This window comes from Paenibacillus agaridevorans, assembly GCF_018604145.1.
GTDB classification, from domain to species: Bacteria; Bacillota; Bacilli; order Paenibacillales; family Paenibacillaceae; genus Pristimantibacillus; species Pristimantibacillus agaridevorans.
In genome coordinates this window covers 2751924-2764190 of record NZ_CP075889.1, presented here as the reverse complement: position 1 = coordinate 2764190, position 12267 = coordinate 2751924, and the positions used below count along the sequence as shown (strand labels likewise).

The 12267-nt window shown below is 50.2% G+C and carries 13 protein-coding genes; 10 read left to right on the top strand and 3 right to left on the bottom strand.

The window, feature by feature from the left end; all coding sequences use genetic code 11:
- Window positions 1-5 precede the first annotated feature (5 nt).
- Complete coding sequence (locus KJW29_RS11585) at window positions 6-722, top strand: response regulator transcription factor (protein ID WP_087567035.1); 717 nt, start codon at window positions 6-8, stop codon at window positions 720-722.
- On the top strand, window positions 722-2227 hold the full coding sequence (locus KJW29_RS11580; protein WP_214629895.1) for a HAMP domain-containing sensor histidine kinase: 1506 nt from the start codon (window positions 722-724) through the stop codon (window positions 2225-2227). Before KJW29_RS11585 ends, KJW29_RS11580 begins: the two co-directional genes overlap by 1 nt.
- A 147-nt stretch (window positions 2228-2374) precedes the next feature.
- Here KJW29_RS11580 and serA read toward each other — a convergent pair whose 3' ends face one another.
- Both serA and KJW29_RS11570 read right to left on the bottom strand, forming a co-directional pair.
- Entirely contained in the window at window positions 2375-3967 is a 1593-nt protein-coding gene (gene serA / locus KJW29_RS11575; protein ID WP_108996195.1) for a phosphoglycerate dehydrogenase, read from the bottom strand.
- Window positions 3968-4188: 221 nt separating this feature from the next.
- Window positions 4189-5112 (bottom strand): hypothetical protein, encoded by a 924-nt coding sequence (locus KJW29_RS11570; RefSeq protein ID WP_214629894.1) that lies wholly within the window; start codon window positions 5110-5112, stop codon window positions 4189-4191.
- 98 nt (window positions 5113-5210) lie between these two features.
- On the opposite strand from KJW29_RS11570, the gene KJW29_RS11565 reads away from it, so the two are divergent.
- Together KJW29_RS11565 and KJW29_RS11560 are read left to right on the top strand one after the other, a co-directional pair.
- Window positions 5211-5807 carry a CPBP family intramembrane glutamic endopeptidase gene (locus tag KJW29_RS11565; protein ID WP_087567031.1) on the top strand — a complete coding sequence of 199 codons (597 nt, stop codon included), beginning with the start codon at window positions 5211-5213 and terminating at the stop codon, window positions 5805-5807.
- On the top strand, window positions 5804-6043 hold the full coding sequence (locus KJW29_RS11560) for a hypothetical protein (RefSeq protein ID WP_214629893.1): 240 nt from the start codon (window positions 5804-5806) through the stop codon (window positions 6041-6043). The genes KJW29_RS11565 and KJW29_RS11560 overlap by 4 nt, the downstream gene beginning before the upstream one ends.
- Here KJW29_RS11560 and KJW29_RS11555 read toward each other — a convergent pair.
- On the bottom strand, window positions 6033-6884 hold the full coding sequence (locus KJW29_RS11555; protein WP_214629892.1) for a polysaccharide deacetylase family protein: 852 nt from the start codon (window positions 6882-6884) through the stop codon (window positions 6033-6035). The two genes, KJW29_RS11560 and KJW29_RS11555, sit on opposite strands and share 11 nt — an antisense overlap.
- Window positions 6885-7068: 184 nt before the next feature.
- Here KJW29_RS11555 and KJW29_RS11550 point away from each other — a divergent pair, with 184 nt between their 5' ends.
- From KJW29_RS11550 to ypeB, 6 genes are all read left to right on the top strand, one after another.
- Entirely contained in the window at window positions 7069-7395 is a 327-nt protein-coding gene (locus KJW29_RS11550) for a hypothetical protein (RefSeq protein WP_108996192.1), read from the top strand.
- Window positions 7396-7618: 223 nt separating this feature from the next.
- Window positions 7619-8230: a genetic competence negative regulator gene (locus tag KJW29_RS11545; RefSeq protein ID WP_087567027.1), complete on the top strand. Its 612-nt coding sequence runs from the start codon at window positions 7619-7621 to the stop codon at window positions 8228-8230.
- Between the two features lie 182 nt (window positions 8231-8412).
- A complete protein-coding gene (locus KJW29_RS11540; RefSeq protein WP_425517522.1) occupies window positions 8413-9651 on the top strand; it encodes a Glu/Leu/Phe/Val family dehydrogenase in 1239 nt (412 codons plus the stop codon).
- Window positions 9652-9667: 16 nt separating this feature from the next.
- The gene (gene prsW, locus KJW29_RS11535; protein ID WP_214629890.1) at window positions 9668-10366 is read left to right on the top strand and encodes a glutamic-type intramembrane protease PrsW; all 699 of its coding nucleotides are present in this window, start codon (window positions 9668-9670) and stop codon (window positions 10364-10366) included.
- A gap of 62 nt (window positions 10367-10428) precedes the next feature.
- The gene (locus tag KJW29_RS11530; RefSeq protein ID WP_179215430.1) at window positions 10429-10587 is read left to right on the top strand and encodes a hypothetical protein; all 159 of its coding nucleotides are present in this window, start codon (window positions 10429-10431) and stop codon (window positions 10585-10587) included.
- A 305-nt stretch (window positions 10588-10892) separates the two neighbouring features.
- Entirely contained in the window at window positions 10893-12248 is a 1356-nt protein-coding gene (ypeB, locus tag KJW29_RS11525) for a germination protein YpeB (protein ID WP_214629889.1), read from the top strand.
- Window positions 12249-12267 lie beyond the last annotated feature (19 nt).

Genomic DNA, 12267 nt, shown 5'->3' with positions numbered 1-12267 from the left:
TACCGATGTCTGATTATGGAAATCGTATACTTGTTGTGGACGATGAAGAGAGAATTCGCAGACTTCTCAAGATGTATCTCGAGAAAGAAGGGTATTCCATCGATGAAGCGGAGGATGGAGAGACCGCTCTGAGACTTGCATCGAGTTCTGATTACGCGCTTATTTTGCTTGATGTCATGCTGCCTGGCATTGATGGCGTCGAGGTTTGCGCTAGACTTCGTCAGATCAAGGCGACCCCGGTCATCATGTTGACCGCGAAGGGCGAAGAGATGAATCGCGTGCAAGGCTTCGAGGTGGGAGCAGACGACTATGTCGTGAAGCCATTTAGCCCGCGTGAGGTCATTTACCGCGTAAAGGCCATCTTGCGCCGTTCTTCCGCGACGGCCTTCTTATCGAAGGAATTGAATACGAGCAATAATATCGTATTCCCCAATTTGGTCATTGAGCATGATGCCCATCGCGTAACGGCGGGCGGGCAAGAAGTCAGTCTAACACCGAAGGAATATGAGCTGCTCCACTATTTGGCCGTATCTCCGGATAAGGTGTTCTCGCGCGAAGAGCTGTTGAAGGATGTATGGAACTACGAGTTTTTCGGCGATCTGCGGACAGTCGATACCCATGTGAAACGTCTCCGCGAGAAGCTGAATAAGGTATCTCCCGATGCGGCGGCGATGATTACGACGGTATGGGGAGTCGGCTATAAGCTAGAGGTTCCCAAGTAATGAAGCTCTGGCGCAAGCTCGCTCAACTCTTATGGCATAGCGTCGTGGGTAAGCTATGGGCGACCATTATGCTGCTAGTTGCTGTCGTCCTGATTATCCTGGGCGTGTTCCTGCTGCAGTATATCGATATTTTCTTCGATAAGGATGCGCACAATATTAAAGTGCTGTTTGTCATAACGGCGATCATCGGCTTTCTATTGTCGACGTTCTTTGCTTTCTTTTTGTCATCGAAGATTCAACAGCCGCTTCTGCAACTGAAAAACGCAGCCGATTCCGTATCTCAAGGCGATTATACGACGCGCGTCCATATTCACTCGTCAGATGAGATTGGACAGCTTGCCAACACGTTTAATCATATGACGGAACAGATCGACAAGCTGATCGGCGACCTCAATCACGAAAAAAATCATTTGACAAGCATACTTCGAAGCATGGGAGACTCCGTCATCACCTTCGATGCGGATGGCGAGGTTATCCTGGCGAACCCAAGCGGACATCTGCTTCTGAGTCAGTGGTCCAGTCTTGAAAGAGGCTGGGATGATGAAGGCGGCCAGGAAGGGAAAGCGTCGTTTAAGGGCATACCTGCACCGCTTAGAGGATTATTCCATGAAGTGGTCAAGGAGGGACGGGATGCGACGGACAAAATTCATGTCCATAGCACCGTTTGGTCCGTCGTGATGGCGCCTTTGCAATCCAACGGAGTCATAAGAGGAGCCGTAGCCGTTATTCGCAACGTAACAGAAGAGCATAAACTGGATAAGCTCCGTCGTGATTTTGTCGCCAACATTTCGCATGAAATCCGCACTCCGTTATCCATGCTACAGGGTTATAGCGAAGCGCTGCTGGATGATATCGTGGTGGAGGAAGAAGAGCGGAAGGAGCTTGTGCAAGTCATCTATGACGAGTCGCTGCGTATGGGCAGGCTAGTGAACGATTTTCTCGATATTGCGAGAATGGAAGCCGGACATGTCGACATGAACTATCAGAAGATTGACTTGAGGGGCATGCTGCGCCGGGTTCATCGCAAGTTCCAGGTCTATGCGAAGGAAAGGGAAGTTGCTCTTCATGCTGCTTTTTCCGAAGAACCACTAGTCATCATGCAAGGAGACGAAGACCGACTGGAGCAAGTGTTGACCAATCTGTTGGATAATGCTCTCCGACATACGCCGGCTGGCAAGTCGATCACCATTGACGGCGAACGTCTTAACGTAAACGGCAAAGCCTACATCCAGCTTAAGATTAAGGATGAAGGGCAAGGCATACCGCAAGAGGATTTGCCTTTTATATTCGAGCGGTTCTACAAAGCCGACAAAGCAAGAAAAAGGGGTTCCTCTGGCGGGACTGGATTGGGGCTTGCCATCGTCAAAAACTTCATTGATCTGCATCACGGACAAATCGTCGTTGACAGCCTTGCGGGCAACGGCACCACCTTCACGCTGCTGCTTCCGGTGGAGCAGCAGGAAGGAAACGTCGTACACGCCGCTAACCGTCAAATTTTGCATTAAAACAACAAAGCGCTCCCGCGAGGGAGCGCTTATTTTGTTGAAGGGAACCGATAAATCTTGTTGTTCGTGGAACAATGGAGAGTAGGGCACCATATAAATATGAGTTCAAAAAGTCCGATTTTCAGTACCGACTTTTTGAACAACCTTTTAAGGTAGCTTGATCTCTTTTGCCGTGTTGAGCTCAGGCATGCTTGTCAGCTGTGTTAATACGTCTTTCGGAGTTTCTTTGTCTACGCGAAGGACCATGATGGCCGAACCGCCAACGAGCTGTCGACCTACCTGCATGGTGGCGATGTTTACGTCGTTATTGCCCAGAAGCGTGCCGACGCGGCCGATAATGCCCGGTTTGTCGTTGTGCGAGATCAGAATCAGATTACCTTCCGGCGTAACGTCGACCGGATATTTGTCGATCTGAACGATACGCGGTCCGTATCCTGTCAGCAGCGTTCCGGCAACGACATGTTCTTCCTTTTTTGTGCGTAGAGCAACGGTCACCAGGTTCGTAAAGTCCTTCGACGCATGCGACTTCTGAATAACGATATTTACATCGCGTTGCTTAGCCAGATGCATGGAATTTACGACGTTAACCTGGTCGGCGCCGAGATGGTGGGCAAGAACTCCGCGAACAATGTAACGAGTGAGCGGTTGAGTATCCAGCTCTGCAAGCTCGCCGGAGTAGCTGACAACAACCTCTTGCACTCCGCCTTCTGTGGACTGTGCAATAAAGCTGCCCAGCTTCTCGCCAAGCGTGAAGTAAGGCTGCAGCTTGCTCTGAAGGTTCGCCGGAATCGGAGGCATGTTTACGGCATTCATAAACGGCTCGTCTCTAAGGATATGAAGAACCTGCTCGGATACGTCGATCGCCACGTTTTCTTGCGCTTCCACAGTAGACGCGCCAAGATGCGGCGTAACGATGATCTTTGGATGTTTAAGGAACGGATGGTCTTCTGCAGGAGGCTCGACCTCGAACACGTCAAATGCCGCGCCTGCAACGATACCTGCGTCGATCGCATCTACCAAGGCGATTTCGTCGATGATGCCGCCGCGCGCGCAGTTTACGATACGCATGCCGGGCTTCATGACGGCAAATTGAGCTTTGCCGATCATATGGCGAGTCTCGGCAGTCAAAGGCGTATGCACGGTCATAAAATCAGCCTGGCGTACGATTTCATCTACGCTGGCAAGCTTGATGCCAAGCTTCTCTGCGCGCTCTTCAGTCATGAACGGGTCATAACCCATGATCTCCATGCCGAATGCTTTGGCGCGTTTGGCAACCTCGCTGCCGATACGGCCCATGCCAAGCACGCCAAGCGTCTTGCCGCGAAGCTCGACGCCGAGAAACGACTTGCGGTCCCAAGTGCCGTTAACGGTCTTCATGTAGGCTTGCGGAATGTGGCGGGCTACTGCCATCATCATGGCGAAGGTATGCTCGCACGTCGTGATCGTGTTGCCGTCTGGAGCGTTAATAACGATGATACCGCGTTGTGTAGCTGCTTCGAGATCGATATTGTCGACGCCTACGCCAGCGCGTCCGACGACTTTGAGCTTCTTGCCGGCTTCCATGATTTTGGCGGTAACGCGTGTCTGGCTTCTGACGAGCAGAGCGTCGTAATCGCCGATAATCGCACATAATTCATCTTCGTTTAAACCAGGATTCTTGTCGACGACGACGTCAGTCGCGTCAACCAGCTGTTGGATCCCAAGATCGCTGATTGGATCGGATACGAGCACTTTGTACATGTGAAACATGCCTCCTAGAATGTGCAAAGCATAAAAGCTTCGCTTAAGTATGAACAGAAAAACCCTCGTCCCGCTTCGATGCGTCAGCGAGTCGAGAGTTCAATCTACGAACGAATCAGACTTTACTATTTTATAGCATCATAGTGGACAAAATCAATCCTCAAACTTGCTCATTTATGAAAATTTCGATATGATTCAAGCAAAGTCCGCGTTATTCGACATTATGGCGCCGATGGCAAGAAAAAAGGAAGCTGCGGCAAAAGCTGATTCGGGTAAAGCCGATTAAAGCTTTTCGTGAAGTCTCCGCTGCGTACCGCATCCGTGCTTAACAGCAAGTCGATAACCGCAGAAGCCGTCTGAAGTTTCATCTTGGAAGCTTGTCCGGAAGTGATGAAGTCGTCCACTCGCGCCGTCATGTCTTGCGGGTAAAACGGCTTGAGCTGATTGTATTCCTTCAAGTATTGGGCGACAACACCGTTCTTCGCCGTTAAGGGCAAGGCTGACCATTCCTTCATGCTGAGTACCTGCTGCTTAGGGAGCTCGCCGGGAATGTCGCTGTCAATGGTTGCGGCCCACAGCTGCATGGCCGCATAATAATGGGACTGTGCGTCTAGAGTTTCTTTGACGGCGGTCTTATAGCTGGTCTCGTTGGCAATCGCGGCATAAAGCTTATCGCCTGATTCTTTTTTGGCCAGGCTCGCTCCGGCGGACGCAGCTTTGGCGAACTGCTTCAAGCTGCGAATATAGGCGACCTGCGCATCGCCCAGTCGAATCGATTTGCCCATATCATACGAGCTGGCTTCTTGGGATTTGCGTTCTGCGAGCTTGGACAGATTGCTCATAACGTCGCCGAAGTCATCGCTTTGACCCTGCGACAGCTTGCTCATAGCGTTAAGCCATTCGTTCTGAAATTCACGGTAGGGCGAAAATACGGTATGATAGAAGGAAACCAGATCCTGTTGCTGATAAGGAATGCCATCTGTTCTGGAAGCTTGTGCTTCCTCCAGACGTTTGGCTTCATAGCCGGCTTCGACTTTGTCCATGCCGATTTGCACGCCGTAAAAGAAAGCACCGACCGCGCATACAAGCATGAATACAAATCCTACGCTAAATATCATTGCCGAGTTCGTTAATCGTTTCTCCATGGTACGACTCCTTCTATGTATGTAAGTAAGTACAAACGATATAAATGCGGGTTCGAATCCGAAGAATTGAACCTTGTATAATGGACAGGCGGGTTTGCATGAAAAAAAAATTTGATATCCGGAAAATCAAAATCCGTAAGGTCAAAGTTGACGAAATCGATGACCGTATGCTACTTATTAATTTGTACGCGACGCAAGTGCTTACTCTTATTATCGGAATCATATGGCTATTATTTCAGCATCAAAATTTATTAGCTGTAATGGCTCCTCCAAGGTCGTTAGACGCCGTATGGTGGGGGCTGGGGCTGGCAGCTGCCGTTGTGGCCATTGACCTGCTTATCTCCCGCTGGGTCCCGGAAGACGCTTCCGACGACGGAGGCGTCAACGACCGTATATTCCGCTCAAGGGCCGTCTGGCATATCGCCGTCATCTCGCTGGTCGTCGCAATCTGCGAGGAACTGTTGTTCCGCGGCGCGATTCAGCACGCGATCGGTCCCTATTGGACAAGCATCGTATTCGCCGCCATACATGTACGCTACCTTCGACACTGGATTCCGACAGGGCTCGTTTTTTCCATTAGCTACGGCCTCGGCTTTATCTATGAGGAGAGCGGAACGTTATGGGCGCCGATCATCGCTCACTTCGCCATCGATTTCATCATGGGCCTTATTATTCGCTTCAGGAGGGAGTCATGAGTAGGAAAGAACGCCACAGCCGGAGCTCCGGCTCAAGGAAGGGCCGGCTACTGGAAGGAACATCCGGCAGCTTGGGATCTGCCAACGAAGAGGGAGGAGCAAAGCTGCCTCCCAGACGCAAGAAGTTTCCTTCCAGCCTCCATAAATTAAACAAATGGTATTATAATTTGTTATTTGTCTTGTTCCTGGGACTGGTCATTTTTCTTTTTTGGTACGGAAACAAGTTCAGTTCGTAGTCTCGATTGCCGCTGGATCGATGAAGCTGTAACCTTCGTTCTTTAGTTTCGTCAACAGCTCATCCAGCGCATCTGCCGTCCATTGCAATTCGTGCATAAGAATATTGGCTCCGGGATGCAGTTGTTCCATTACATTTGCAATGACAACCTCCGGTTTGTTCTTGGCCGACTTATCCCAATCCAATGAGCCGTTAGACCACGTCATGTAGAGCATGCCGTGGTTTTTGGCTATGTTCTTGACGGAATCGCCTCCGGATCCGTAGGGCGGGCGGAAGAAACGCGGCTTGATGCCGACAAGCGCTTCTACATCCTTTTGTACCGACGAGAGCTGTTCCTCGACAACCTCCTCGGATTCCTTCTTTAAATCAATATGATCGTAAGAATGGTTGCCGATCGTCTGTCCCCGCTCGTGAATGAGCTTAAGCAGATCCGGGTTTTGCTTTACCCGATACCCGTTAACAAAGAAGATCGCTTTCGCCCCGTGACGGTCCAGCGAATCCAGCATATTCGTCAACACCTCCGTATCTTTTGGTCCATCGTCGAAGGTTAGCAATACAGCCTTGTCGGTTGCTCCGTCATCTATAGGCTCGAAACGATATGTTTTTGTATTCATGCGATACTGCATAGGAGTCTGGCTGGCTTCCTCCGGAGTTGCGGTTGGCTCGGGCGAAGGCGCGACAGTCTGTTGAGGCTCAGAAGTCGACGTCTGTATGGGGGCCGATGCGGCCTCGGAGGTTTCCGTTTGAACGGGCGTCCGCACTTGACTGCCGTCGTGGCTGCTGCATCCTGATAGTTGAACGGCGAGCAGCAAAGCTATTGTCACTGTCCATCGTAGGTTCATTGTTTCCGATACACCTCCTGCATGCCATTGTATGATTGTGTCTATTTCTGTCGATTCGACAACATTGTAACATAATTAGCGGCTCGAGACCGAACGCATTTCCTTTATTTATACCGAATGTTCCCGATCCTTGGCGGTCACACTACAATTGAACGACGAACCACGAAAGAGGTGAACGGTCCTTATGAAATTAAGCGGATTATTATTAGGCGGCATAGTGGGCGCTGCAGCTACGATGTATGTATCGCGCAAGAGGCCAGATATGGCAGCCCGGGCATCCGGCGCAGTAGCGGATATGTGCGCCGCCGCCGCCGGCAAAGCGTTCTCCATGATGGCTGGAAGGGCGCGCATGAATTCCGAGGCGATGAAGTCAGCCCCAAAGCCTTCCGCCGATACCGCCGCAACCTCCGCCGCCGCATGGGAACGCATTGAATCGTTTATTGAAAGCGACCCATCGGTCAAGCGTGAAGTAGACAAGATCAAGGCGGAAAAGTCGGCTGTAGCACATTAATACTTTAGTGAAATTAACCGGGAAGCCGAAAACAGCCGTTCCGCAGGGAACTTAATGCTGAATCGGCTTCTTTTTTTCGCCCATAATTAGTGCAAACGGCACTCAGACATGATAAAGTAAAGGCATAGCATTATGAACAACCTCTTTATGAGTCCATTTTATTCACTCTTGACAAATTGATTCATAAGCTATTACGACAGACGTTACAGAGGAGGATCCTGTCATGAAAATCGAACGGCTTAGTCAGGACAAGATACGGATTTTCTTGACGTTCGACGACTTGCTTGAACGGGGGATCCATAAGGATGATATGTGGCGGGAACCTCCGAAGCTTCATGAGCTTTTCTTGGAGATGATGGAACAGGCGTATACCGAGCTGGGCTTCGATGCCAGCGGTCCACTAGCGGTTGAGGTGTTGGCCATGCCCGCACAGGGAATGGTAATCATCATTACTCGCGGGAAAGTGAACGAACAGCGCGGTGCTGCAGAAGAGGAAGATGAGTTGGAAGATGACATATACGATATGGAAGTGACCATGGAGCAGACGGATGTGGTGATGTACGCATTCCGCGATTTCGAAGATGTCATTGCGGCAGCGGCACAGCTTCAATCTTCTGGCCTAAGCGAAGGCGGCGTGTTGTACGCCTACAAGGGAAAGTACATTCTGGCCATCGATCCTGCAGAGTTGGAGCAGAATCGTTTCCACGCCGTTATTGCCTTGCTGGCGGAATACGGAGAAGCGACTTCCGTTACATTTGCGGTTTTGGAGGAATACGGCAAGACGATTATGCCCGAAAATGCCATTCGCGAAATATGCAGTCATTTCCTTTCATAATTCCTGCCGAGTACGTATCATCCAGCATGATATTCCAAAACCTGAAGAGCATCCGTATCCGATTTCGGCGGGATGTTCTTTTTTCGTCTTGACAATGCGGGTTCCAGCATACGATGCAGAATAGGGCTGCTTTGCCATGCTCATACTTAAAGAAAACTATGGCCGAAGAACAGGATGGGATAATGATGAACGATGTATTGCATTCGACTCAGGTTGTGATCGAGCAAGCTCTGCGCAGACTCGGATACGGCGATGACATGATAGAACTGCTGAAGGAGCCCATTCGACTATTGACTGTACGAATTCCCGTACGCATGGATGATGGGACGACGAAAGTGTTTACCGGGTACCGTTCTCAGCATAATGATGCCGTTGGTCCCACTAAAGGAGGCGTTCGCTTCCATCCGGCTGTTACGGAGAAGGAAGTCAAGGCGCTGTCCATTTGGATGAGTCTCAAATGCGGAATTGCCGACTTGCCGTATGGCGGCGGTAAAGGGGGAGTCATTTGCGATCCTCGGAAAATGTCATTCCGCGAATTGGAACGGCTTAGCCGGGGTTATGTGCGAGCCGTCAGCCAGATTGTAGGACCAACCAAGGATATTCCAGCCCCCGATGTCATGACGAATTCTCAGATTATGGCCTGGATGTTGGATGAATACAGCCGGATTCGGGAATTCGATTCGCCTGGCTTTATTACGGGCAAGCCTATCGTGCTGGGAGGTTCCAAAGGCAGGGAGACTGCGACAGCGCGGGGCGTCGTCATCATGATTCACGAAGCATTGCGTCTCAAGGGGATTCCGCTGGAAGGCGCCAGGATCGTCATTCAAGGGTTCGGCAACGCGGGAAGCTACCTTGCCAAATTCTTGCATGAGAGCGGCGCAGCAGTAATTGGTATTTCGGATGTCAATGGAGCGTTGTATAATAAAGAAGGGCTGGATATTCCGCATCTGCTTGATCGGCGCGATTCCTTTGGCAATGTCACCAATCTGTTCCCGAAGACGATCTCGAACGAGGAGCTGCTTGAGCTGCCATGCGACGTGCTCGTACCGGCAGCGATCGAGAATCAGATTACGGAGGCGAACGCAGCCCGAATCGGCGCCTCCATCATCGTCGAAGCAGCCAACGGCCCAACGACGCTGGAGGCTACGCGGATTGTAACGGAAAGGGGCATTTTGCTTGTTCCGGACGTGTTGGCAAGCGCCGGCGGGGTCATTGTTTCCTACTTCGAGTGGGTCCAGAACAATCAAGGTTATTATTGGGATGAATCCGAGATCGACAACAAGCTTAAGCTGATGATGATTCGCGGATTTGAGAACGTATACGAAATCCACCAGACTCGCAAGGTCGATATGCGGCTCGCTGCTTATATGTCAGGCGTCCGGAAGATGGCGGAAGCGGTTCGTTTCCGCGGGTGGGTGTAAAGAAAGCAGGGAAGTCATGCTGTTATTCTCCATATTGGCTGCCGCGATCGCGCCGGGCATCTCTCTCCTAACGTACTTGTACCTGAGGGACAAATACGAGGCGGAACCGATTCATATTGTCGTACGGATGTTCGTACTCGGCGTGCTGGTCGTTGTGCCGATCATGGTGGTACAGCGTGGATTGGAAATTTGGCTGGGCAACGGGACGTTTGTTGCTTCATTTATCCATTCCGCAGCAGTCGAGGAATTTCTGAAGTGGTTCATCCTGTACCACGTCATCTATAATCATACCGAATTCGACGAGCCATACGATGGCATTCTGTACGCGGCATCCATCTCGCTTGGTTTCGCCACGCTGGAGAATGTATTGTACGCGATCTATACGCCGTCATCATTCGGATCGTTGCTGGCCCGTGCCATGCTGCCGGTGTCGGGACATGCTCTGTTTGGCGTCATGATGGGCTATTATTTGGGCAAAGCCAAATTTGCGGAAACCCGCAAGAAGACGAAATTATTTCTTTCCATCTCGTTCGCGCTGCCATTCCTGCTTCACGGGTTTTATGATCTCATCCTCATGTCCGTGGAGCAGAACTGGATTTGGGTCATTGTGCCGTTTATGATCGGGCTCTGGGCATGGGGCCTGCACAAGATGAATTCCGCCAACGCGAAGTCGCCGTTCAGGCTTGTCACCAGAGAAGAAGAGGTTAAATCCTGACAGACTTGTCCATACTGTTGCTAAATATGAAGCAGTTCAAAAGTTAGCAGGAGGAAGCAGGCATGGAAGCAAGAGTGAAAGTGACGATTCGCTGCAATGTATGCGGCGAGAAATTCGTATTGCGGGGAAGACGGGACAAGGATTTCATCGATACGGGTTTTAAGCAATGCATCTGCAACAACGCCGACGATCTCGACATCGAAGAACATCCGGGGTTTTGAAACGTCGAGTAAGCTTCGGAAGTCTACTTCGTGATCAAAAGCGTTTTTTTAATATCCTTAAAATGAAAGTTAAAAAAATCGCTTTTCAGCACCGAGAAGATTGGATGAAGCTAGAATAATGAGTACCGGAGCGTAGCAGAGCTACGTGAGGAACGGAAGTTTCGGCTGAATGCAATATTCGACGTCGAATAAGCTCCAGTGGTTTACCTCGTGATCAAAAGCGGTTTTTTTAACAACCTTGCATAAAGCTTCTTTTGGTAATCCAAACTATGGACAAGTTTGGCTACCCGAAAGGAGCTTTTTGCATGTATCGAAGACTTAGTTCCATTATGTTCCCCTTTGTTACGATTTTATTGATCGGCGCGGTGTATTGGGGGTATCAGGAGCATCAGGAGAAAAATTCAATTCTAATCAAAGCGGAGAATCAATATCAGCGGGCGTTCCACAATCTCGCGTTCCATATGGACAAGCTCCATGAGCAGCTCGGCAATACGCTGGCTGTCAACTCCACTTCAATGGGGTATCATCGGAAAGGCTTGATCAACGCCTGGAGATTGACGAGCCAGGCACAGAATGAGATCAGCCAGTTGCCGCTATCCTATCTTCCGTTTACGGAAGCAGAGGATTTTCTGTCGCATATCTCGAACTTCGCTTATAAGACGGCAGTTCGCGACTTGACCAAAAATCCTTTGACGGACGAGGAGTTCAAAACGCTCAAAGCGCTATATGACAAATCGAATGAAATATCCAAAGATCTGGATCATATGCAGGCGGATGTGCTGACCAATAATTTGCGTTGGATGGACGTCGAGGTTGCCATTGCGGCCGATCAGGGAAGCGGCGCTAACGTAATCGTCGACGGTCTCAGGTCCATGAACGAGAAGGTCGGAGCTTATCCAGAGCTGAACTGGGGGCCTTCCGTAAGCCACATGTACGAGAAACGGACCATCAAGATGTTAGGCGGCGAGTTCGTTAAGCCCGAGGATGTAAAGCGCAAAGCTGCAAAGTTCATGAAGGTTGACGAGGCTTCAGTCGAGGTGAGCGAAAATGGGCAAGGCTCGGAGTATGCTTCGTTCTCTGCTGTAGCGAATGTCGATGATGCTGGTAAAAAAGTCCAGATGGATTTTACGCAAAAGGGCGGTCAACTGTTATGGCTGATGAAAAACCGCGAGCTTGGTGCCAAAGCGATCAACTTCGAGCAAGCGAAAGCTTCCGCCGACAAATTCCTCGATGAGTTCGGCTTCAAAGGGATGAAGGCCGTCAGTTATGATATGTATGGGAATTCCGGAAGCTTTACGTATGTTGGCGTTCAGAACGGAGTGTTGATCTATCCCGAGAAGGTGACGGTGAAAGTAGCGCTCGACAATGGAGAAACGATGGGGTTGCAAGCCAACGATTATGTATATGAGCATCATACCCGCGAGCTTCCAAGTCCCATTATGACCAAAGAGGAAGCTCGAAAAGCGATCAACCCCAACTTGAAAGTAAAAAGCGAGCAGTTGGCTTTGATCGAGAACGAGATGGGCGAGGAAGTATTGTGCTATGAGTACACCGGCTCCATTAACGGCTCCATGTACAAAATTTATATCAATGCTCTAAACGGGATAGAGGAAACGATTGAGCAAATGACCATGGAAGACGAAAAAACGACAAAATCGTAAGTCGAACGGCGCAAATCTC